This is a genomic window from Solihabitans fulvus (assembly GCF_008386585.1).
Lineage (GTDB): Bacteria > Actinomycetota > Actinomycetes > Mycobacteriales > Pseudonocardiaceae > Solihabitans > Solihabitans fulvus.
Genome location: NZ_VUOB01000052.1, coordinates 72,046 through 94,593, shown reverse-complemented (window position 1 = coordinate 94,593; position 22,548 = coordinate 72,046). Strand labels below are relative to the sequence as shown.

Genomic DNA, 22,548 nt, shown 5'->3' with positions numbered 1-22,548 from the left:
GTCACGCCTCCGGGTCGGTTGACGCGGCGGTGGCCGCGTCCAGGGCTGCGGGCAGCGCGGCGAGGAAGCCGTGGGCGTCCTCCCGGTCGAGCACGAGGGGCGGGGCCAGCCGGATGGTGTCCGGCTGCACGGGGTTGACGAGGTAGCCGGCCGAGGTCGCGGCGGCGGCCACGGCGGCCGACACCGGCTGGCGCAGGGTCAACCCGATCAGCAGGCCGGTGCCGCGCACGCCGGAGACCAGCGGGTGGTGCAGGTCCTCGACGCCGGTGGCGATCTCCTTGCCGAGCGCGGCGGCGTGGTCGCACAGCCCGTCCTCGGCGATGGTGCGCAGCACGGCTAGGCCGGCGGCGCAGCAGACCGGGTTGCCGCCGAAGGTGGTGCCGTGCTGGCCGGGGTGCAGCAGGTCGGCCGCCGCGCCGACGCCGATGCAGGCGCCGAGCGGCAGGCCGCCGCCGAGGCCCTTGGCGAGCGTGATGACGTCGGGCATGATGCCGGCCTGCTGGAAGGCGAACCACGTGCCGAGCCGGCCGATGCCGGTCTGCACCTCGTCGAGCACCAGCAGCGCGCCCGCCTTGGTGGTGATCTCCCGCGCCGCGTGCAGGTAGCCGTCGGGGGCCGGCACGACGCCGCCCTCGCCGAGCACCGGTTCGAGGAAGACCGCCGCGGTGTCCTGGTCGACGGCCGCCTCCAGCGCGGCGACGTCGCCGAACGGGATGTGCGTGACGCCGGGGACCAGCGGCTCGAACGGGGTGCGCTTGGCCGGCTGGCCGGTGAGCGCGAGCGCGCCCATGGTGCGGCCGTGGAAGGCGCCCTCGCAGGCGACGACCTTGCTGCGGCCGGTCAGCCGCGTCAGCTTGAACGCGGCCTCGTTGGCCTCGGCGCCGGAGTTGGTGAACAGCACCCGGCCGGTGCCGGTCAGGCCGGCAAGGTCGAGCAGCGCCTCGGCCAGCTCGACGGCCGGCTCGCTGATGTAGATGTTGGAGACGTGCCCAATCTTGGCGATCTGCTCGGTGACGGCGCTGACGATGGCGGGGTGGGCGTGGCCGAGCGCGTTGACGGCGATGCCGCCGAGCAGGTCGAGGTAGCGGTTGCCGTCGGCGTCCCAGACGTGCGCGCCCTCGCCGCGGACGAGGGCGATGGGCGGGGTGCCGTAGTTGTCCATCAGCGCGCCCTGCCAGCGTCGGCGACCGTCCGCGTTGGACTGGATGCCGACGCTGCCGACCATGGCCCCGCTCATTGTGTCGCTCCCTCTGGTTTGACCATCGTTCCCACGCCCCGGCTGGTGAAGACCTCCAGCAGCACCGAGTGCGCCAGGCGCCCGTCGATGACGTGCGCGCTCGGCACGCCGCCACGCACGGCCCGCAGGCATGCCTCCATCTTCGGCACCATGCCGCTGGCCAGGCCGGGCAGCATTCGTTCCAGTTCGTCCGCACCGACCTGCTTGAGCAGCGAGGACCGGTCCGGCCAGTCGGCGTAGAGGCCCTCGACGTCGGTGAGCACGACAAGCTTCTCCGCCTTCAGCGCGATCGCCAGCGCGCCTGCCGCGGTGTCCGCGTTCACGTTGTGCACCACGCCGTTGGCGTCCGGCGCGACCGTCGAGACGACCGGGATCCGGCCGGCGGCCACGATGTCCAGGACGGCGTCCGGGTTCACCGCGACGACGTCGCCGACCAGGCCGATGTCCACCGGCTCGCCGTCCACGATGGCCGGCCGCCGCTGGGCGGTGAACAGGTGGGCGTCCTCGCCGGAGATGCCGACGGCGTGCGGCCCGTGCACGTTGATCAGCCCGACCAGCTCGCGGCCGACCTGGCCGACCAGCACCATGCGGACCACGTCCATCGTCTCCGGGGTGGTCACCCGCAGGCCGCCGCGGAACTCGCCGGGGATGCCGAGCCGGTCGAGCATCGCGGTGATCTGCGGGCCGCCGCCGTGCACCACGACGGGCCGCAGCCCGGCCAGCCGCAGGAACACCATGTCCTGGGCGAAGGCGCGCTTGAGGTTCTCGTCGATCATCGCGTTGCCGCCGTACTTCACGACGACGAGCGCGCCGTGGAAGCGTTCGAGCCACGGCAGCGCCTCGACCAGCACCTCCGCCTTGACGATGGCCTCTGCCCGGTCGGCGGCGATGGTCTTGTCGAGGTCGGTGAGGTCGTCGGTCACGTCGGTCATGACGAGTACGCGCTGTTCTCTTCGACGTAGGCGTGCGAGAGGTCCGTGGTGAGAATGGTCGCCTCGGCGTCGCCGACGCGCAGGTCGATCACGATGTCGATGTCCCGGCCGGACAGGTCGGCGGCCGAGCGGTCCTGCGCCCTGGTGCCCCGGTCGAACAGCAGCGCGCCGTTGATCTGGATCGACAGCAGCTCGGCGTCCAGCTTTGCCTTGGCCCTGCCGATGGCCATCGCGATGCGGCCCCAGTTCGGGTCCGAGCCGAACAGCGCCGTCTTGACCAGGTTGTCCTCGGCGACGATGCGGCCGACCTCGACCGCGTCGGCCTCGGTGGCCGCGCCCCGCACGGTGATGGCGATCTCCTTGGTGACGCCCTCGGCGTCGCCCTGCAACTGCCGGACGAGGTCGCCGCTGACGGCCGTGAGCAGCGCGGTGAACTCCTCCCGCGATGGCGTGACACCGGACGCGCCGGAGGACAGGACCAGCACGGTGTCGTTGGTGGAGGTGCCGCCGTCCACGTCGAGGCGGTCGAAGGTGACGGTGGTCGCGGCGCGCAGCGCGGCGTCGAGCTGGTCGCCGTCGATGACCGCGTCGGTGGTCAGCACGCAGAGCATGGTGGCCAGGTTGGGCGCGAGCATGCCGGCGCCCTTGACGAAGCCGCCGACCGACCAGCCGGTCGGATGCGCGGCCCAGGCCTGCTTCGGGCGGCTGTCGGTGGTCAGCACGGCGGTGGCCGCGTCGAGCCCGGCCCGCTGGCCGCCGGCGAGCGCGGCCGCCGCGGTGTCCACACCGGACAGCACCCTGTCCATCGGCAGCCGCTCCCCGATCAGGCCGGTGGAGCAGACCGCGATGTCGACCGCGCCAGCGCCGAGCACCTCGGCGACCTTCTCCGCGGTGGTGTGCGTGTCCTGGAAGCCTTCTGGGCCAGTGCACGCGTTGGCGCCGCCGGAGTTGAGCACGACGGCCTTGAGCCTGCGCTGCTTGATCACCTGCTGGGACCAGAGGACCGGGGCGGCCTTCACCTTGTTGGTGGTGAAGACGCCCGCCGCGTCGTCCCGTGGGCCGTCGTTGACGACGAGGGCGAGGTCGGCCGCGCCGGACACCTTGATGCCGGCGGCGACACCGGCGGCGCGGAATCCGGCCGGCGCGGTGACGCTTCGCTCGCGGTCGACGGCCACCGTGGATCCGGCGGCGACGGAACCTGCTTCGGCGGTCATGGTGCGACTCCCACGGTGGACAGGCCGGTGGTCTCCGGCAGACCGAGTGCGATGTTCATCGACTGCACGGCACCGCCAGCGGTGCCCTTGGTGAGGTTGTCCTCGGCGGCGACCACGACCACGCGCTGCGTGTCGGTGTCGACGGTGACCTGGAGCTGGACCGAGTTGCTGCCGAGCACCGCGCCGGTGGTGGGCCACAGGCCCTCGGGCAGCACGTGCACGAACGGCTCGTCCCGGTACGCGGCGAGGTAGGTCTCGCGGACGGTCGCCGCGTCGACACCGGGCCGGAGCCGGGCGCTGCACGTGGCGAGGATGCCGCGCGGCATGGGCGCGAGCACCGGGGTGAAGGAGACCGCGACGGGTTCGCCTGCGGCGGCGGTGAGGTTCTGGATGATCTCGGGGGTGTGCCGGTGCGCGCCGCCGACGCCGTAGGCGCTGACCGAGCCCATCACCTCCGAGCCGAGCAGGTTGGGCTTGAGGCTCTTGCCGGCGCCCGAGGTGCCGGACACCGCGACGACCACAACCTCGGGCTCGACCAGTCCGGCGGCGACGGCCGGGACCAGCGCGAGCGAGCTGACCGTCGGGTAGCAGCCGGGGACGGCGATCCGCTTGGCGCCGCGCAGCGTCGAGCGCGCGCCGGGCAGCTCCGGCAGGCCGTAGGGCCAGCTGCCGGCGTGCGTGCCGCCGTACCAGCGCTGCCAGTCGGCCGGGTCGACCAGCCGGTGGTCCGCGCCGCAGTCGATCACCAGCGTGTCCGCGCCGAGCTGCGCGGCCAGCTCGGCCGAGTGGCCGTGCGGCAGGGCGAGGAAGACGACGTCGTGGCCGGCGAGCTGCTCCGGGGTGGTCTCGGCGAGCACGCGGTCCGCGAGCGGCAGCAGGTGCGGCTGGAGCTGGCCGAGCAGCGCGCCCGCGTTGCCGCCCGCCGTGAGCGTGCCGATCTCCACGTCGGCGTGCGCCAGCAGCAGCCGGAGGAGCTCTCCCCCGGCGTAGCCACTCGCGCCCGCGACCGCCACCCGAACCGTCATGTGCATGATTATGCACGGCCATGCAAACCCACTCAAGGACGATCACCCGGTCGAGTGCGGCAGGTCACAGGAGCCCTGCCCTGACCGGCGCGACCGGCGTGCTCGTCACGCACGAGCACGCCGGCCACCAGGACTTCACGGGCGGGTCGGCGACGTTCTAGATGGCGGCGACGATCTAGATGGCGGAGATCGAGGCCGGGGCGCGCTCGGCGCGGGTGAGGGCGCGCAGCACGTTGACCGCGCCGTGGCGGCGCAGCGCGATCCGGGACAGCAGATCGACGACGGTCTCGACGGCCTCGGCCGGCAGCTCCGGCGTCGGGACTCCCACGCTGTGGGCCAGATCGTCGCTGTGCACGACGACCTCCAGCAGCCGGCTCGTCACGAAGTCGTCCAGGCTGATCGACCACGGTCCCCAGGTTGGCCGCCGGACCGTCCGCGACGGCGCGGCGGGCAGCACGGTCCGCAACTCCTCCACGGTGGCCGCGACCCTGGCCGCCAGCGCCGCCGCACCGTCCGCCGCATCCTGTTCACCTCCGGTCCGGATCAGCACGTTGAACGGATCGTCGAGGTCGGATCCGATCCAGCTCACCCGCGCGTAGTACTCGTGGATCGAGATGGGCTGCTCGGTCGGCACCGGCTCGGCAAGCATCGCGGGGATGAAGAAGACCTGCCCGGCCAGATGCCCGGCGAGGCCCCGCACGCTGAGCTTCGGCAACGCGCTCGGCTCGTGCCACCTGGCGGCCACCTCCGGGGCGGCGAGCAGTTCCGCCGCCGCTGCGGCCGCGGTGAGGTAGAGATCCCTGGTTTGTGCCATGCCAGATCCAGCCGAGGGGTCTGCCGGGGTATTCCGTCCCCGGCGCGGTCAGCGCTTGCGGGCGAGCGTGACGCCATCGCGGACCGGCAGCATGACCGCGTCGACCCGCTCGTCGCGGACGATGGTCTCGTTCATCTTGCGCATGGCAATGTCGGCCTCGTGGTCGAAGGCCGGGTCGAGAACGCGGCCGCCGCGCAGCACGTTGTCCAGCACGATCAGGCCGCCGGGACGCAGGCGGCTGACCAGCTCCTCGTAGTAGACCGGGTAGCCGACCTTGTCCGCGTCGATGAAGGCGAAGTCGATCACCTGGTCGGTCGGCAGCGCGCGCAGCGTCTCGGTGGCCGGCGCGATGCGCAGCTCGATGCGGTCGGCGACGCCGGCCCTGTCCCAGTAGCGCCTGGCGACGGACGTCCACTCCTCGCTGACGTCGCACGCCAGCAGGTGGCCGTCGGCGGGCAGGCCGCGCGCGATGCAGATGGACGAGTAGCCGGTGAAGACCCCGACCTCGACGGCCCGCTTCGCGCCGACCAGCCGGACCAGCATGGTGAGGAACTCGCCCTCGTCGTGGCTGATCTGCATGCCGGCGGAGTCGCCGGTGGCCGCCCGCGTCTCGGCGGCGAGTTCGCGCAGCAGGTCGTCGGCGGGCGAGCTGTGGGCGAGCACGTACTCGTTGATCTGTGGGTTGACGATGTCCATCGGGTTCCCTCCAGTGCGGATCGACCGAACGAGCCGCCCGGTCGGGCACGATCTTCGCGCAGTCGGCGCGGCGGCGCTGCGCCGGCCGCCGCATCGCGCTGGAGCCGGGAAAAAGCGTTGACCAGCGAAGGCGGGTGCGGGTAAGTGCCGGTCGGCATGATCAGCGGGGCCGAGCTGACCCATCCGGACAAGGGCACCGAGATGTATGTCAACGAGCTGGCCGTCGCCGACAGCCATCAGCGGCGCGGCGGTCAGGTGGCCTTGGTGTACACCGCCACGTGGTCGACGAGCATCGGCCGGCCGGACACCGTTGTTGGGCCCGGTTCGCCGCCGTACGCCTTGGGGAACTGGCCGCCGATCGCGACGTTGAGGATCAGGAAGAAGCCGTGTTGGGTGGCGCGCTGCCAGGTGTCGGCGTCCACCTGGGCCGCCGTCACCGTGTGGAACTGCACGCCGTCGAGGTACCAGCGGACCTGCTGCGGGCTGGTCGAGTAGTCCAGCTCCGCCGCGAAGGTGTGGAAGCCCGGCGGGCTTGGGTGTTCCGGCGAGCCGAGGCCGCCGCCGACCTCCTTGCACGGCCCGTCCGGCAGCGAGCCGCAGTGCATGGCGGCGAACACCGACGGCCGGCCGTTCACGGACTCCATGACGTCCACCTCGCCGATCCCCGGCCAGCCCTGGTAGCCGTCGCGCAGCGCGGCGCCGAGCATCCAGAACGCCGGCCAGTAGCCCGCGCCGTCCGCGCCGACCTCGGGCAGCCGCAGCGCGGCCTCCACGCGAAGCGCGCCGCCGGGTGGCGGCTGGAAGTCGGCGCGGCGCGTCTCGATGCGGCCGGACGTCCAGTGGTCGCCCTCCCGCACCGGGGTGATGGCCAGGTGTCCGTTGCCGTCCATAGCGACGTTGGCGGTCGAGTCGGTCATCGTCTCGATCTCGCCGGTGCCCCACTGCTTGGCCGGGCAGCCCGGGTAGCAGGTGCCGGTGTCGTGGAGCCAGTTGGCGGTCGACGGCGGCGAGCCCGCTGGCCCGTCGAAGTCGTCCCGCCACACCTGGGTCCAGCCGGCGGGCGCCCGCGCGGTGCCGGCGGACGGGGCGGCGGCGGCCGAGCCGGCGGTTGGCGGGGTCGGCGGTGGTTGGGCGGCCGGTGTGGCACAGGACGTCAGGGCGGCGGCGATCAGCAACAGGACCGCGACGCGCATCGGCGAACTCCTCATGGCAGCACCGGAACCAGTCCCTGGACTTCGAGCGATCTGGCCACCCGTTGGGAGAGCAGGGCGGCGGCCGTGTTGGTGAGGTGCGCGTCGTCCCGGTACAGCAGGACTCCGTCGAGCACGGCGGGGCACCGGTCGCCCGGCGGGCACAGCACGTCGGTGACGTCGACCATGCGCAGCGCGGGACGGCGGCCCCACACGACGTCCTCGGCGAGCGGGTCGGCCAGCATGCCGTCCGTGCGTGGGAACGCGCACGCGGACCAGTTCGCCAGCTCGCCGGACAGGCAGGTGGGGATGTCCTTAGCCGCGAACGGCGTGTCCCGCAGGTACACCACGGGCGCCCCGGTGGCGCCGAGGCGGCCGAGCGAGTAGTCCCAGCCCCTGGCCAGCGCGGCGCGGTCGGCGGTGTAGCGGTTGAGCGCGGACATCACGATCAGCTCGGGTCGCGGGCCCGCCGCGACGCGGTCGAGCGCGGCGTCCCGCCAGGTGTCGCACTCGCGGTACTCCCGGCCCAACTGTGGGCTCTGCACGGTGATCCTCGGCAGCGGGCAACCCGACTTGGTGAGCACTTCCAGCGCCCAGCCTCGGCGCTTGGCCACCTCGGCGACGGCCGGGAACCACTGCGCCGCATGGGAGTCGCCGAGCAGCACGATCCGGTGCGCGCTGGTGGTGTCGCCGAACAGGCACTTCGGGCTGCTGATCGCCGGGGGCGGCACCTGGCAGTCGGCCAGTTGCGGGAAGTCCTCGCGCGCCGTGGCCGGTCCGGGGAACACCGGGCCGCCGGTCGCGCCGCCGCCCGGCCCGGCCAGCAGGGTGGGGCCCTCGGCCGCGCCGACCAACGCCTGGCCGACGGTCGTCGGCGAGTCCGTGCCCATCGAGTGGGCGGCGCCGCTGCCGAGCAGCAGGCCGGCCGCGACGGGCAGCATCATCGCCGTGACGCCGGTGGCCAGGCCGCGGCTCGGCCGGGCGGCCACGGCGGCGGAGAACCGCAGCGGGCGTTCGACCAGGCGCATGGTCAGCCAGGCCGGCAGCGCCGAAGCGAGCACCAGGGCCAGCTTTGCGGGCCACGGCAGCGGCCCGAGCCGCGCCTCGGCGAGGATCAGCACCGGCCAGTGCCACAGGTACCAGGCGAAGGACAGCCTGCCGATCGCGCGGATCGGGGCGAGGCCGAGGAACCGGCCGATGCCGGCGGCGTCGGGGCTGGTGTCGCCCGCGGTGCCGGCGAGGATCACCGCGGCCGCGCCGAGTGTCGGGAGCAGGGCCGCGGTGCCGGGAAACGGCGTGCCCGGCCCGAAGGTGACGGTGGACCAGGCGATGGCGGCCGCGCCTGCCCAGCCGAGGACCCGGCGGACCACCAGGCCGGCCGGGCGGGCGAACCGGCCGGCCGCCGCCGGGGCGACGAGCGCGACGGCGGCCCCGACGCCGAACTGCCAGGCCCGCGACGGCGAGCCGAGGTAGGCCAGCGGCCGGCTCTCCCCCGTCCAGTACACCGACAGCGCGAAGGAGCCGAGGGTGATCGCGGCGACCGCGCCGACGACGAGCGGGAACGGCGAGCGGCGCAGCCTGCGAGCCAGCAGCACCAGCCCGAGCAGCAGCGGGGCCCAGAGCAGATAGAACTGTTCCTCGACGCCGAGGGACCAGTAGTGCAGCAGCGGGCTCGGATCGGTGTTCGCGGCGAGATAGTCGGTCTGGTTCGCGACGAACCGCCAGTTCCCGAGATTGAGCGCGGCCGCGATCGTGTCGTAGGCGAGGTCGCGTTGCCGCAGCGGCGGCAACAACAGCAAACCACCAATTGCGGTGACAACCAGCACGACACCGGCGGCCGGCAGAATTCGCCGCGCCCTGCGCGCGTAGAAATCCTTCAACCTGATAACGCCTCGGTCCGCGACCGAGCCGAGCAGCAGTCCGGAGATGAGGAATCCGGAAATGACGAAGAACAGGTCCACGCCGACATAGCCGCCGGTGCAGAACGGGACGGCGGCGTGAAAGCCGAGCACGGTGAGCACGGCGACCGCGCGCAGTCCCTCGATGTCGGGTCGGAAACCGAGCCGGTACCGGCCTTGTCGCGCGATTGGCGCGACCGGTCGGTCGAGCGCGGCGGTCACCGGGTCCACGGCAGCATCGCGTCGACCCAGCCCGAGGCCAGCAGGCCGAGAACGGCGAGGACGGCGGTGAGGGCGAGTGCCTCGGCACGGCCGAGGCTGGCCGGGGAGCGCGGGATCCGGACGGCTAGGTCGACCGGCGCGGTCGCGGAAGCGGTGGCGGCGGCCGGGACGGTCACGTCGGTCGGGGCCGGCGCGGCGGTGTCCGGACCGCCGGCGATCGGGTCGGCGGTGTCGGTCTCGGCGGTGCGGAGGTCCGTTGCGGTCATCAGGCTTGCGCCTCCCTCGGAAGGATCGGTTGGCGGGGCCTGGCCGGCGCGAGCGTGCGCAGCGCGTCGCGCACGAGCGGCAGGCCGAGGTAGGCGTTGGCGAGCACGAATCCCGCAGTGGCCCAGTAGTTCGCGAAGCCGTACCGCGCGACGGCCATAGCGAGGCCGAGCCAGCTCGCGGCGATGGTGAGCGTCAGCGACACCACGGCGAGCCAGCTCACCGTGCGGGCCAGCGGGGACCGGACCGCCGCGGCGCCGGTGGGCACCCAGGTGGCGGCGCGGCGCTGGAAGACGTGCACGATCGCCACGGCGTGCACGAAGCTGTAGAGCAGCTGCGCCCTGGTGACCTCGAACCGCCACCGGGTCCGCGACACCGCCGGCAGCAGCACCAGCCAGATCCAGACCGGCGCGAGGAACGGCAGCATGTGCCACGGCCGCACGTCCTGCGGGTACACGAACAGCATGACGATCAGCGGCAGCGGCACCGTGAAGGCGTTGACCGCGTTGACGAAGTAGCTGACGAAGCCGTTCCAGAAGCCGAGCCGCATCCGCCACGGCAGCTCCATGCGGTGGAACTCGCGGCTGAGCAGCAGTTCGAGATTGCCCATGCACCAGCGGTACTGCTGGTTCACGAACGAGGTCAGCGTGTCCGGCGAGAGGCCCTTGGCCAGCAGCACCGGGACGTAGCGGGTGCGGTACCCGCGCTTGCGCATCTCGATGCCGGTGAACATGTCCTCGCTGTGCGACAGCTTGGGAAAGCCGTCGATGGCGGCGAGCGCGCCGCGCCGGTAGATCGCGTTGGTGCCGCAGCAGATCGCCGCGTCGTCGGCGTCGCGGGAGGGTTGCAGCCAGCGGAAGAACAGCTCCTGCGCGGCCCCGGCGGCACGCTCGACCCAGTTCATCGCCGGCTCGGTGTCGAAGCACTGCGGGCTCTGCACGATGCCGGTGCTCGGATCTTCCAGGTAGGGCACCAGCTGCCGGAGGAAGTCGGGTCGGGGCACGAAGTCCGCGTCCAGGATGGCGATCACGTCGCCGTCGCTCTCGCGGAGCCCGAAGTTGAGGTTGCCGGCCTTCTTGAGGTGGCCCCGGTCGGGACGCGTGCGGTACTCGAAGCCGAACGACTCGGCCAGCGCGCGCACCTCGTCCCGCGCCGAGTCGTCGAGCACCCACACGAGCAGCCGGCCGGACCAGCTCAGCCGGGACACGTGTTCGTAGGTGTTGCGCAGGATGGCGAGCTGTTCGCCCGCGGTCGGCAGGAAGACGTCGACGCTCGGCACGGCCAGCGGCCGCCAGGAGCGGACCAGCAGCTCGTGCGACTGGCGCGTCACGCGGCGCTGCCGCTGCCCGTCGAACAGCGACAACGACCACGCCACGATGTTTATCCCGAGCACGCCGAGAAATATCCACAATGCGGGATGGCGCAGCGAGAACAGAAACAACGTGACCGCGGTCGCGGTGTAGGACAGCGAGACACAGAGCAGCACCCAGCGACGTTGCGGGCCGAAATACCAGTACAACTCGTCTTCGTCGGGCGGTGTCGGCAAATACGGAACGGGATCAGCCTCAACGGACACTGCGGCGGGCAGCATGATTGAACAGAACTCCAGGTGGTAACCAGTGTCAAATACCGGCCCCTACGGGGCCCACCCCGGCAGGCATCGACCACATGGCGGCGCTGCCGTTTCGATGACACAGCGGTGTCTTCTCAAATCTAATCAGTTCGAGGCGAATCCGAAAGGCGAACGGTCAAGATCACATTCGCACTCGGAAAACTTGTTGAAAACTATTCTACCCGAAAGTAGTGGGCCATTCGGCGCGCACCCGTTCGATGGCACAAAAGCGTCAAACGGAGCATTACATCCCAGCCTGTGACGCTGGGCACGGCCATCATCGTCAGGCATGCCCCAAGTTGGTGACCCCGACAGGCGGGCGAATGTCGGTGCGGGGGCATACCGTGCCGCCATGACACTCCCGCTCACGGTGAGCGTGCCGTGATCGACACGGCGTTGGTGGACTCCGCACTCGTCGACGCGGCCCTGGTCCACGCCGCCCGCAACGGGCTCGCCGAGCTGGCCGATCCGGCCAAGGCGCCGCAGATGCAGGCCTACATGAAGTCGACGATGCCGTTCCGGGGCGTGGCCAACCCGGAGCGACGGGCGATGACCCGCAGGCTCTTCGCCGAGCATCCACTGTCCGATGTGGACACTCTGGTCGGCACCGCGCTCGAACTGTGGCGGGGCGCGACCCACCGCGAGGAGCGGTACGTCGCCATCGATCTCACCGGACACCGCGCGTACGCGGCCTGGCAGACCCCGGCCCTGCTGCCGCTGTACGAGGAGATGGTGGTCACCGGCGCGTGGTGGGACTTCGTCGACGAGATCGCCGCGCGGCGGATCGGGCCGCTGCTGCGGGCCAGCCCCGAGGCGCTGACCGAGTCGATGCGGCAGTGGGCGCGCGACGAGGACCGGTGGAAGCGGCGCACGTCGGTGATCTGCCAGCTCGGCGCGAAGGAGGCCACGGACACCGCGCTGCTCGCCGAGTGCGTCACGGCGAACATCGAGGACCAGGACTTCTTCCTGCGCAAGGGCATCGGCTGGGCGCTGCGGCAGCACGCGCGGACCGACCCTCGGTGGGTCCTCGACTTCGTCGCCGCGCATCCCGCGCTGTCGCCGCTGTCGCGCCGGGAGGCGCTCAAGCACCTCTGAGCTCGGATCCGCCGACGACCATCCGCCGGGCGACAGCAAGATGCGGCACACCGCGCTCGCGCGCGAACGGTAGTCGATTACGGTGCCCGGATGAGGTTGTTCCGCCGGCTGAGACCCAGGCGCCAGGTGCCGGAGATGATCATTGATCGCACCTTCCGGGACCCGGTGCTCGACGCGGCCGTCGCCGAGGTTCGCGACGGCCACCTGCGGGCCGCGACGACCGTGCTGGCCGAGTGCCGGGACCAGCCCGAGCTGCGGGCGCTGCGGGCCGAGGTGCTCAGCGACGAGCTCATCGGCCAGGCGCAGAAGATCGCCGCGAGCGCGACGGAGAACGAGGACCCCGACCTCGCGCTGCTGGCCGGGCGCGCGTTCATCGCGGAGGCGTGGGCGGTGCGCGGTGGCGGATGGGCCACCAGCGTCGGCGAGGACCGGTTCAAGGTGTTCCACTCGACGCTGCGGCGGGCGGTGCAGCCGCTGCACGAGGCCGCGGCCCTGCTGCCGCACGATCCGGCGCCGTGGGCGAACCTGCTCGCCGTCGGGATGGGACTTCAGGTGGACCGCGAGCAGATCGACAAGATCTGGCGCGAGGTGACCGACCGGTGCGGCACGTTCTACCCGGCGCACTGGTATTCGGTGCAGATCAGGGCCGCGAAGTGGCACGGGTCCGACGCGGAGATGCTGGCCTTCGCCCGCGAACGGGTCGCCAGGGCGCCGATGGGCCACCCCCTCGCGGCGATGGTGCCGCTGGCGCACTTCGAGATCTTCCTGTCCCGGCGGCAGGAAGCCGCGCAGCGGCACGACCGGCGCGCGGCCGCCCGGTTGGGCGGCAAGTACTTCGGCGAGGTGCACGGCGAGATCGCCGACGCGTCGGACCGCTGGCTGGTCGAGCCGAGGCCGCACCCGAGGAGCCTCCAGGCGCACAACCTGTTCGCGGCCGCGTTCTGCCTGGCCGGCGACGCGGCGCGGGCCCACACCCACCTGCGCGGGATGGGCGATCGGCTGCATTCCGTGCCGTGGGGCTACCTCGGGGAGAACGCGGCTGCGGAGTACCAGCGGGTGGCCGAGCAGTACCACTGAACCCAGCCGCCCCGACCGACCCGACTGGCCCCGCGAACACTTTCGGCCACACGAACACCGTCGAATGCCGCACAAACACCACGGACCCAGCGCGTGGTGCGCCGGGTCCGTGATCCGTTCCAGTAGCCGAGGTCAGGCGCGCAGCGTCGCGCCGTGCCGCTCGCTGGCGGCAGCCACCGCCGTGTCCCTTGCGGCGGTCGCCTCCTCCAGGGTGAGGGTCCGGTCAGGGGCACGGAACCGCAGCGAGTACGCCACCGACCGCTTGCCCTCGCCGACCTGCTCGCCGGTGTAGTCGTCGAACAGCCGGATCTCCTCCAGCAGGTCGCCGCCACCGCCGCGCAGCGTCTCGGTCAGCTCGCCGGCCGGCACCTTCGCGTCCACCACGAGCGCCACGTCCAGCAGCACCGGCGGGTACGGCGACACGACCGGGGCCGGTCGCTGGTCCGACAGCGGCAGGGCGTCCAGGTCCAGCTCCATCACGCAGGTGCGCTTGGGCAGGCCCAACGCCTCGACGACCTTCGGGTGCAGTTCGCCAGCGTGGCCGACGGGCCAGTCACCCACCCGCAGCTCGGCGCAGCGGCCGGGGTGCCACGGCGCCAGGTCCGAGGCCACCACGGTCAGCGTGACGCCGTACGCGGCGGCCGCCGTGCGGGCGGCCTCGACCGCGTCCGCCCAGGTCGCCTGGCGACCCTCGCCCCACCAGCCGGCCTGCTCGCGGTGGCCGGTCAGCAGCGCGGCCGCGTGTAGCGGCTGCTGTGGCAGGGCCGCGAGGGCCGTGGCCAGCTCGGCCTCGGACGGCCGGCCCTCGGTGCCGAGATCGGGCACGGGAACCTGCTGCGCCCTCGGCAGCGTCACCTGGCCGAGGTGGAACAGCGCCAGATCGCGCTGGCCGCGCGAGAGGTTGCGCTGCGCCGCGTCGATGAGGCCGGGCAGCAGCGTGGTGGCCAACTGGTCGCGCTCGGCTTCGAGCGGGTTGAGCACCGTGACCGCGTTGCGCCGGACATCGTCGGCGTCCAGGCCGAACGCGTCCCAGACGGCCGGCGAGGTGAACGGGAACGGCAGCACCTCGACGAACCCGGACTCGGCCAGCGCCCGCGACGCCGTGCGCCTGCGCCGCTGCGTCTCCGTCAGGCCGCGACCGGCCGGGGCGGGCGGCAGCGTGGACGGGATCGAGTCCAGCCCCTCCAGCCGCAGCACCTCCTCGACCAGGTCGGCGGGCTGCACCAGGTCCGAGCGCCAGGTCGGCGGCACGGCCGTGATGAACGTGGTGCCGTCGTCGCCCGTGGTGACCTCGACCCGGCAACCGATCTGGCCGAGCCGCCGCGCCGTTACGCCGCGCGCGTAGTGCACGCCCGCGACGCGGTCGGGCAGGTCGATCGGCATGGACACCGGGCCGGGCAGCTCGGGCAGGCCGACGTCGGTGCGACCGGGCAGGATGCTGCCGTCGCCGTACTGGTGCAGCAGCTTCGCGGCCCGCTCCAGCGCCATCGGCGCCAGCGCGGGGTCGATGGTCCGCTCGAACCGCTTCGCCGCCTCGCTCGGCAGCTTGTGCCGGCGCACGGTCCGCGCGATCGACGCCGGGTCCCAGACCGCGGCCTCGAGCAGGATGTCCGTGCTCTCGCCGGTGATCTCCGTGCTCTCGCCGCCCATGGTGCCGGCGAGCGAGATCGGGCCGGTCTCATCGCAGATGACGATGTCGTCGGGGTCGAGCGCCCGCTCGACGCCGTCCAGCGTGGTCAGCTTCTCCCCCGCCGTCGCCCTGCGCACGACGAGGCCGCCCTTGATGGCGTTCGCGTCGAACGCGTGCAGCGGCTGGCCGAGCTCCAGCATCACGTAGTTGGTGACGTCGACGGCCAGCGAGATCGACCGGACGCCGGCCAGCATCAGCCTGCGCCGCATGAACCACGGCGTCGGCGCGCTGGCGTCCACACCCGTGACGCGCCTGGCCACGAACCGCGAACAGCCGTCGCGGTCCTCGATGTGCACGGGGTGCACCTCGCCCTCGGCCTCGGGCACCTCGGTCGCGAACGCCGGGTCGCCGAAGGGCACGTCGAACGCGCAGGCCAGCTCGCGGCCGAGGCCCCGGACGGAGAAGCAGTAGCCGCGGTCGGGGGTCGGCGTCAGCTCCATGACCGTGTCGTCGAGGCCGAGCAGCGCCATCGCGTCGTCGCCGGGGCTGGCCTCGCCGCCGGGCAGCACCAGGATGCCGGAGTGGTCGTCGCCGAGGCCAAGCTCGCTGGCGGAGCAGATCATGCCGTTGCTGGTGCGGCCGTAGGTCTTGCGCGCCGAGATGGTGAAGTCGCCGGGCAGCACGGCGCCGGGCAGCGCGACGACCACGAGGTCGCCCTCGACGAAGTTCGTCGCGCCGCAGACGATCCCGCTCGGCTCGTCGCCGCCGACCTCGACCTTGCAGTACCGGATCGGCTTCTTGAACTCGGCCAGCTCCTCGATCTCGGCGACGCGGCCGACCACCAGCGGGCCGGTGACGGTGCCGAGCGGACTGACGTCATCGACCTCGATACCGATCCGCACGAACGCGTCGGCGAGCTGGTCGGGTGTTGGCGCCTCGTCGAACTCGAGGTGCTCGGTCAACCAGGTAACCGGGATACGCACGGATCAGGCCTCCGTTCCGAAGGGCAGGGTGAAGCGGACGTCGCCCTCGATCATGTCCCGCATGTCGGACAGGCCGTTGCGGAACTGCAAGGTGCGTTCCAGGCCCATACCGAAGGCGAAGCCCGAGTAGACCTCGGGGTCGACGCCGCAGGCGCGCAGCACGTTGGGGTTGACCATGCCGCAGCCGCCCCATTCCACCCAGCCCGCGCCGCCCTTCTTCTCCGGGAACCACACGTCCACCTCGGCGGACGGCTCGGTGAACGGGAAGAAGTGCGGGCGCAGCCTGGTGCGCGACTGCTCGCCGAACATGGCGCGGGCGAACGCGTCGAGCGTGCCCTTGAGGTGGGCCATGGTGATGCCCTTGTCCACGGCGAGGCCCTCGACCTGGTGGAACACCGGGGTGTGCGTGGCGTCCAGCTCGTCGGTGCGGAAGGTGCGGCCGGGGCAGACCACGTACACGGGCAGGTCGCGGTCCAGCAGCGCGCGCACCTGCACCGGGGAGGTGTGCGTGCGCAGCACCAGCCCGGAGTCCTTCGGCCCGATGTAGAAGGTGTCCGACATCGTGCGGGCCGGGTGGTCCTTGCCGAAGTTCAACGCGTCGAAGTTGAACCACTCGGTCTCCAGCTCGGGACCCTCGGCCACCTCGTAGCCCATGGCCACGAACACGTCGCCGACGCGCTCGGCGAGCGTGGTGATGGGGTGGCGCGCGCCACGCGGGATCCGGTCCCATGGCAGCGTCACGTCGACGGTCTCGTCGCGCAGCACCCGCTCGTCGCGCTCGATCTGGAGCTCGGCTCGCCGCTCGTCGAACACGGACTTGATGGCGTGCTGCGCCTCGTTGACCCGCTTGCCGGCCTCGGCCTTGGCGGCGGGCGGCAGCGCGCCGATCTCGCGGCGCGCGGTCAGCAGCGGCGAACGGTCACCGAGGTGAGCCGGCTTGACGCCGGCCAGCGCGTCGAGGTCGGTCGCGGCTGCGAACGCCTCTCGGGCCTTCCGCACGGCCTCCTGGAGGGCCTCCGGCTTGAGGGCCGCGACCTCCTTGGGGTCGTACACGTCGTTGGCTCCGGACATGGTTGGTGGACAGCTCCCGAGGTGGGCGATGACGTCATGGCAGGCCGCCCGGCGTGTCGGACGGCGGGCATCGGACCGATCCTAGGCGATCGGCCAATCGGACATCAGCCGAGTAACGGTTCGAGGCCCGGGCCTGGCCGGACGCCGCCGGCCAGGACACCGACGCCCCGGCTGATCCAATCCGGTTATGTCGGGTAACTCGCTGTGCCGAGAGGACGACCATACGTGTACCCGAGGCACCGAGGGAGAGCGCCCGCCATGGCCGATGGTCCCGTCCGGCAACCCTTCGAGGGCGCACGCGAGTTCATGCGGCTGTTCGCCGCGCTGGTCGCCCGGCCGCGCAAGGGCGACCGGGACCTGCCGATGCTGCGACTGGTCATGCCGCAGGACGGCGGCGCGCTGCTGGCGGCGCTGGACGACCGGCTGGCGGCCGTGCCGCACGCACTCGTGGACGCGGCGGGAGCCGACGACGTGCAGGAGTTGCTGCGTGCGCTGTGCCAGCAGCTGGCCATGGACCGGTTCCGGCTGCCGCCGCTGCGGTTTCGCCGCTTCCTGCTGGCCGACTGGCTGACCGGCCACGACGACCTGAGCCACCTGGACGGCGTGGCCGCGCGCCGCGAGCTGGCCCGCAGACTGCGCGCCAGGCTGGGCCGCTGGGGCGAGGAGCTGCTCGCGGAGGGCGACCGGCAGCTCACCGGCCCGATGCAGCGGCTCGCGCTGTGGTTGTGGCGGCTGCTGATCCCGACGGCGGTGTTCCGGGCCAGGGTCAGCGGGCGGATTCCCGGTTTCGGGCGGGAGTTCCGCTGGTTTATGCACCAGCAGTACCTCGCGCCCCGGCTGTCGCGGACGTTCATCGGGTTCGCCCAGCGGCTCACCTCGGGACCGCGCGCCAAGGAGAACGCGGAGCAGGTGGACAAGCTGCTGGTGCACGCGTTCCTTGAGGACCTGCGGCGGGCCTACGACCGGCGGCGGCCGTGGCGGCTGCGGGGCTGGCGGCGCACGGTGTACCCGGTCGCGCTGCTGGACGACGTCGGCGCGGCCGGCGCGGGCGAGGAGCTGCTGCGGCTGGTCAACGACGTGCGCAACGGCACCGGCCAGTTCGATCCGCTGCTGATCGTCGCCGCCGGCGCCTCGCCGCCGACGGCGCAGGCCGCGACGGCCGAGGCCCAGGCGCCGGACGCGCTGGCCGTGCTGGCCGCCGACGTGGCGGACTCCGGCCTGCCCACCTGGCGGGCCGCGCTGGCGGCGTCGCGGCTGCGCAGGGACGGCACGACCTGGCAGCTGACGGTCACGGTGCCGGCCGTCACCGGGCCGCACCCGACGGTCGACGAGGCGATCGTGCCGGCCAGGCCGCGCTGGTGGGCGGGCCGCGCCGCCGTTGCCGGCCTCGTGCTGGCGTTGGTGGCCGGCGTCGCGACCGTCGGGGCCGTCGAGGTCGGCGACCATCTGCACTGCTTCGGCGGGCTCACCGGGGAGCGGGTGTCGGTGCGGCTGATCAGCGGCAGCTGCGTCGGGTTCTCCGACAGCCGCGACTACGTGTTCAGCTCGGGCGACGTCCGGCTGCGCGAGGCGCAGGAGCGGATCTTCGACCAGAACCGCAGGGCGGAGCAGCTGCACGACCAGCAGCCAGCGCGGCCGTTCGTCTCGGCGATCTACCTCGGCCAGCTGACCGACCTGCCCTCGTTCACCGCCCAGAGCGAGGACCTCGAGGGCATCGCGGCGGCGCAGCGCGAGCGGCTCAACGAGAACAGCGGGGTCACCACGGCTCCCCTGCTGCGGGTGATCGTGGCCAACGAGGGCCCGCAGATCGTCGAGGGCAGGGACGTGGTGGACATGCTGCGGCCGGTGATCCAGGGCGATTCCGGCGTCGTCGGGGCGATCGGGTTGGACGAGAGCCGGCAGGCGACCGTGGAGGTGATCCAGGAGCTGACCGCCCTCGGGCTGCCGATCCTCGCGCCGAGCCTGTCCGCCGACGAGCTGTTCCAGGCGTCGCCGACGTACTTCCAGATCGCGCCGCCCAACACGCAGCAGGCCCAGCTGATCGCCGCCTACACCAGGACGACGGCGCCCGCGGGCAGCCGGGCCTACCTCTACTACCACCCCGACGACTCCGACCTCTACACGCGGACGCTGTCCGACGACCTCGCGAAGGCGCTGCCCTCGGCCGGGATCTCCGTCGGCTACCAGGGCGAGTGGAACAAACCGGCCGAGTCGGCGGGGTCGATCGCCCGGATGTGCGCGGAGCGGCCGACGCCGACCGTGTTCTACGCGGGCCGGTCGCTCGACTTCGACCCGTTCATCACGATGCTGGAGGAGACCTGCGGGGACGTGGTGCCGACGGTCATCGCGGACGACTCGGTGAACCGGTACATCGCGGACCCGAGGCTGCGGGAGCAGCCGCGCAACAACCGGCCGCTGCTGTACGTGGCGAAGTCGACGCTGGTGTCCTGCCAGAACCGAGGCGGGGCCAACGTCTTCCGGCAGCGCTTCTTCGACCTGATCTCCGCGCGGGACGATCCGTGGCGGCCCTGCGCGCCCGACTCGACGCACCCGCTCGGCGAGCGGGCGGTGCTTGGCTACGACGCGAGCACGGCGCTGCTGCGCGCGGTCGAGCGGCTGGTCGCCGTCGACACCGGGCCGCCGGACCCGAACCACCCGGCGAAGTGGCGGCGACCGGTGCCCGTGACACCCGCCGCCGTGTGGGCGCAGTTGCGCGGGATGCGGTTCGACGGCGTCACCGGGGCGATCGACTTCACCGCGGGGCAGGAGCCGAAGAACAAGCGGCTGGCGATCTTCGGCGTCGGCCGGATCAACAACGTCGACGCCCCGCCCACGATGCGGTTCGTCTGCGGGGCCGCCGCGGACGCCGAGCCGGAGAGCCAGGGATGCCCGCCCGCAGGCTAAGAACGCCTGCGGGCTAAGAAGGTTGGCCCTTGAAGACCCACGCGTCGGCGGCCAGGCCGTGCAGGGCCGCCTCGGTCTCGGTGACCAGGGCGTAGCCGTCGTCGGAGACCGCGACCGGCGAGGTCCGCAGGTCGTGGTCGAGGACCTTGCCGTTGGCGTCCACCGCGGTGGCGTTGGACCCGCTCGCGGAGCCGTAGCACGCCCCGGCGACGGCGATCCTCGGCTTGAAGACCGCGTCCTGTTCGCCCTGCTGCCACAGCGGTTGGCCCGTTTTGAGGTCGAACGTCATGGCGACCGGGACGTGTTTGGCGTTGCTGCCGCTGAAGGTGAGCGCGCCGGTCGTGCGGTCGTAGGTCGGGTTGTCCGGGCGCGGCCAGCTCAACGTCGACGTTGGCCAGTTGTGCACGACGGGGGTGGTGGCCAGCACGCGTCCCGTCGCGAGATCGTGCACGGTGAACTGGACGGGTTCCAGGCCGAAGGCGTCCGTGCCGCCGGGCCGCCAGCCGAGCACGACCTTGTGGTCGAACACGCCGACGAGCCCGGCCGCCGCGGTCAGGCCGGCAGGCGCGACCGTGCCGGCGCGCCAGGCGGGGGCGGTCGGCTTGCTCAGGTCGTACACGTCGACATCGACGCCGCCGCCCGACTGGTCCTGGCCGAGGATCGCGAACCCGCCGACGATGGTCGGCGTGAAGTCCAGCCCCTGCTCCCTGCTGTTCTTCGTCGGCGCGCCGAACAGTTGCTGCCCCTTCGCGTCGAACACAATTTCCTGTGCGTCGGTGCGCTGCGTCCAGAAACCGTTCTGCCACAACAGCGAGTCGGCGTAGTGCGCGACCTTGGGGCGGTCGGTGTGCACGACGGCGACGCCGTGCGCGTCATACCCGTCGTAGCTGTCGACGACCGTGTCCGGGCTCAGCCCGTCGCCCTTGGTGGTCTTCCCGCCGCGCAGGTACAGCACCGGCTTGCCGAGGTACTCGCCGGTGGATGCGGGGGTGGCGAAGGTGGTGGAGCCGCTGTCGAGCGGGTCCGGCACGGTGCCGACGACCTGGCCGGTGGCCGCGGCCCGGAAGGTGTAGGCGTGGCTGCCCGATCTGCCGGTGTGGAAGACGAACGAGTCGCCGACCGCCCACACCGGGATGCTGTGGGCATTCGAATCCACTGTCGGGTCGAGTCCCCACGCGGGTTGACCGGCTAGCCGAGGCAGGGCCTGTCCCTGGTACGGGTGCGGCGGAAGCGCGGCGGCGGACGCACTCTCCGACGCGGCGGTGACCGGCTGCGGCGACGGGCCGCCGCCTGCGCAGCCGGCGAGCGCGAGCAGCGCGACGCCGAGAACCGGGACGAGTAACTGGCGCGACATCCGGGGCCTCCAGTGGATCAAGGAAACCGTCGGATCGTAGGCGGGCCGGTGGCCGCGTGTGGCGACTTTCGACAGGATCGTCCGGACGGACGCCCGGTGCGGGTCAGGCGCGCTGCGCGCGTGCGGTGGCGTAGAGGCAGACGGCGGCGGCGGTCGCCAGGTTCAGGCTCTCCGCGCCCCCGTAGATCGGCACCCGCAGCGCGGTGTCCAGCTCGGCGAGCACCGCGTCGGGCAGGCCGTGCGCCTCGCTGCCGAACACCCACGCGGTCGGCTCGGCGAGGTCGCCGCGCAGCGCGGCGGTGTCCAGGTCGGCCTCGGCGTAGCCGTCGGCCCCGACCAGTCGCAGCCCGGCGGCGCGGCAGGCGGCCAGCACCTCGTCGATCTCGCGGGAGCGGGCCAGCGGCAGGTGGAACACGCTGCCGGTGGACGCGCGCACGCACTTGCCGTTGTGCGGGTCGACGGTGTCGCCTGCGAACAGCACGGCGTCCGCGCCCGCCGCGTCGGCGACCCTGGTGACGGTGCCGGCGTTGCCGGGGTCGGCCACCCCGACCAGCACGGCGACCAACCGGGGCGTGCCGGCCAGCGCGTCGGCGAGCGGCACGTCCAGCGGGTCGCAGGACGCGACGACGCCCTGCGGGCTGACCGTCTCGGACAGGCCCGCGGCGGCCTTCTCGGTGACCTCGTTGACCGGCACACCCGCGTGCACGGCCCGGTCGACCAGCTCGGGGTTGCGGGCCGCGGCGGCCTGGGTGACGAACAGCTCGTGCACGCGACCGTGACCGGCGTCCGCCCAGGCCAGGGCCTCGCGGACGGCCTGAACGCCCTCGGCGAGGAACCGCTCCGCGCGCTCCCGGCCCGCCCGCCTGGTCAGTCGCCGAGCAGCAACGACCCGGGGGGTCCGTTCGGTGAACGGACCGTCCCCGGGTCGTGGTGCGCGAGAGTCGGCGCTCAGGCGTTGTCCTCGGCGGGCACGTTCTGACGCGACAGCTCGACCAGCGCGGCGAACGCGGCCGGGTCGTTGACAGCCAGCTCGGCCATGATCTTGCGGTCGACCTCGACACCGGCGATCTTGAGACCCTGGATGAACCGGTTGTAGGTCATGCCGTTCTGGCGCGCCGCGGCGTTGATGCGGGTGATCCAGAGCTTGCGGAAGTCACCCTTGCGGGCACGGCGGTCCCGGTAGGCGTAGCCGAGCGAGTGGAGCACCTGCTCCTTGGCCTTGCGGTACAGCCGCGAGCGCTGGCCGCGGTAACCGCTCGCCAGCTCAAGGGTCGTGCGGCGCTTCTTTTGGGCGTTGACCGCCCTCTTGACGCGTGCCACGGGTCCGTCC

The 22,548-nt window shown here is 72.5% G+C and carries 18 protein-coding genes; 3 read left to right on the top strand and 15 right to left on the bottom strand.

What is annotated here, in order from left to right; genetic code table 11:
* Position 1 precedes the first annotated feature (1 nt).
* The 10 genes from F0L68_RS26745 to F0L68_RS26695 form a co-directional block, all read right to left on the bottom strand.
* Complete coding sequence (locus F0L68_RS26745; RefSeq protein WP_223199160.1) at positions 2-1,237, bottom strand: acetylornithine transaminase; 1,236 nt, start codon at positions 1,235-1,237, stop codon at positions 2-4.
* Entirely contained in the window at positions 1,234-2,169 is a 936-nt protein-coding gene (gene argB, locus F0L68_RS26740; RefSeq protein ID WP_149852566.1) for an acetylglutamate kinase, read from the bottom strand. The genes F0L68_RS26745 and argB overlap by 4 nt, the downstream gene beginning before the upstream one ends.
* Positions 2,166-3,383 (bottom strand): bifunctional glutamate N-acetyltransferase/amino-acid acetyltransferase ArgJ, encoded by a 1,218-nt coding sequence (argJ, locus tag F0L68_RS26735; protein WP_149852565.1) that lies wholly within the window; start codon positions 3,381-3,383, stop codon positions 2,166-2,168. The genes argB and argJ overlap by 4 nt, the downstream gene beginning before the upstream one ends.
* Positions 3,380-4,408, bottom strand: coding sequence for an N-acetyl-gamma-glutamyl-phosphate reductase (argC, locus tag F0L68_RS26730; RefSeq protein WP_149852564.1), 1,029 nt, complete (start codon positions 4,406-4,408; stop codon positions 3,380-3,382). Before argC ends, argJ begins: the two co-directional genes overlap by 4 nt.
* A 175-nt stretch (positions 4,409-4,583) precedes the next feature.
* The gene (locus F0L68_RS26725; protein ID WP_149852563.1) at positions 4,584-5,222 is read right to left on the bottom strand and encodes a maleylpyruvate isomerase N-terminal domain-containing protein; all 639 of its coding nucleotides are present in this window, start codon (positions 5,220-5,222) and stop codon (positions 4,584-4,586) included.
* A 48-nt stretch (positions 5,223-5,270) separates the two neighbouring features.
* Positions 5,271-5,918 carry an O-methyltransferase gene (locus F0L68_RS26720; protein WP_149852562.1) on the bottom strand — a complete coding sequence of 216 codons (648 nt, stop codon included), beginning with the start codon at positions 5,916-5,918 and terminating at the stop codon, positions 5,271-5,273.
* A 251-nt stretch (positions 5,919-6,169) separates the two neighbouring features.
* Entirely contained in the window at positions 6,170-7,111 is a 942-nt protein-coding gene (locus F0L68_RS26710) for a glycoside hydrolase family 16 protein (RefSeq protein ID WP_149852561.1), read from the bottom strand.
* An 11-nt stretch (positions 7,112-7,122) separates the two neighbouring features.
* On the bottom strand, positions 7,123-9,237 hold the full coding sequence (locus tag F0L68_RS26705; RefSeq protein ID WP_223199159.1) for an acyltransferase family protein: 2,115 nt from the start codon (positions 9,235-9,237) through the stop codon (positions 7,123-7,125).
* Positions 9,225-9,494 (bottom strand): hypothetical protein, encoded by a 270-nt coding sequence (locus F0L68_RS26700; protein WP_149852560.1) that lies wholly within the window; start codon positions 9,492-9,494, stop codon positions 9,225-9,227. Before F0L68_RS26700 ends, F0L68_RS26705 begins: the two co-directional genes overlap by 13 nt.
* Positions 9,494-10,978 (bottom strand): glycosyltransferase family 2 protein, encoded by a 1,485-nt coding sequence (locus F0L68_RS26695; protein WP_223199158.1) that lies wholly within the window; start codon positions 10,976-10,978, stop codon positions 9,494-9,496. Before F0L68_RS26695 ends, F0L68_RS26700 begins: the two co-directional genes overlap by 1 nt.
* A gap of 507 nt (positions 10,979-11,485) precedes the next feature.
* Between F0L68_RS26695 and F0L68_RS26690 the strand changes: the two genes are divergently transcribed.
* Positions 11,486-12,199 carry a DNA alkylation repair protein gene (locus tag F0L68_RS26690; RefSeq protein ID WP_223199157.1) on the top strand — a complete coding sequence of 238 codons (714 nt, stop codon included), beginning with the start codon at positions 11,486-11,488 and terminating at the stop codon, positions 12,197-12,199.
* 135 nt (positions 12,200-12,334) lie between these two features.
* Positions 12,335-13,276 (top strand): hypothetical protein, encoded by a 942-nt coding sequence (locus tag F0L68_RS26685; RefSeq protein WP_149852558.1) that lies wholly within the window; start codon positions 12,335-12,337, stop codon positions 13,274-13,276.
* 132 nt (positions 13,277-13,408) lie between these two features.
* Here the strand turns inward: F0L68_RS26685 and pheT are convergent, their stop codons facing one another.
* Together pheT and pheS are read right to left on the bottom strand one after the other, a co-directional pair.
* Positions 13,409-15,889, bottom strand: a complete 2,481-nt coding sequence (gene pheT, locus F0L68_RS26680) for a phenylalanine--tRNA ligase subunit beta (RefSeq protein ID WP_149852557.1) — start codon at positions 15,887-15,889, stop codon at positions 13,409-13,411.
* A gap of 3 nt (positions 15,890-15,892) precedes the next feature.
* Complete coding sequence (gene pheS / locus F0L68_RS26675) at positions 15,893-16,960, bottom strand: phenylalanine--tRNA ligase subunit alpha (protein WP_149852556.1); 1,068 nt, start codon at positions 16,958-16,960, stop codon at positions 15,893-15,895.
* Between the two features lie 258 nt (positions 16,961-17,218).
* Between pheS and F0L68_RS26670 the strand changes: the two genes are divergently transcribed.
* On the top strand, positions 17,219-19,864 hold the full coding sequence (locus F0L68_RS26670) for a type 1 periplasmic-binding domain-containing protein (protein ID WP_149852555.1): 2,646 nt from the start codon (positions 17,219-17,221) through the stop codon (positions 19,862-19,864).
* A gap of 13 nt (positions 19,865-19,877) precedes the next feature.
* Here the strand turns inward: F0L68_RS26670 and F0L68_RS42675 are convergent, their stop codons facing one another.
* From F0L68_RS42675 to rplT, 3 genes are all read right to left on the bottom strand, one after another.
* Positions 19,878-21,218: a hypothetical protein gene (locus F0L68_RS42675; protein ID WP_188316847.1), complete on the bottom strand. Its 1,341-nt coding sequence runs from the start codon at positions 21,216-21,218 to the stop codon at positions 19,878-19,880.
* 103 nt (positions 21,219-21,321) lie between these two features.
* Complete coding sequence (locus F0L68_RS26660) at positions 21,322-22,170, bottom strand: TrmH family RNA methyltransferase (RefSeq protein ID WP_149852554.1); 849 nt, start codon at positions 22,168-22,170, stop codon at positions 21,322-21,324.
* Positions 22,167-22,538, bottom strand: a complete 372-nt coding sequence (gene rplT / locus F0L68_RS26655) for a 50S ribosomal protein L20 (protein WP_149852553.1) — start codon at positions 22,536-22,538, stop codon at positions 22,167-22,169. Before rplT ends, F0L68_RS26660 begins: the two co-directional genes overlap by 4 nt.
* Positions 22,539-22,548: the final 10 nt, after the last annotated feature.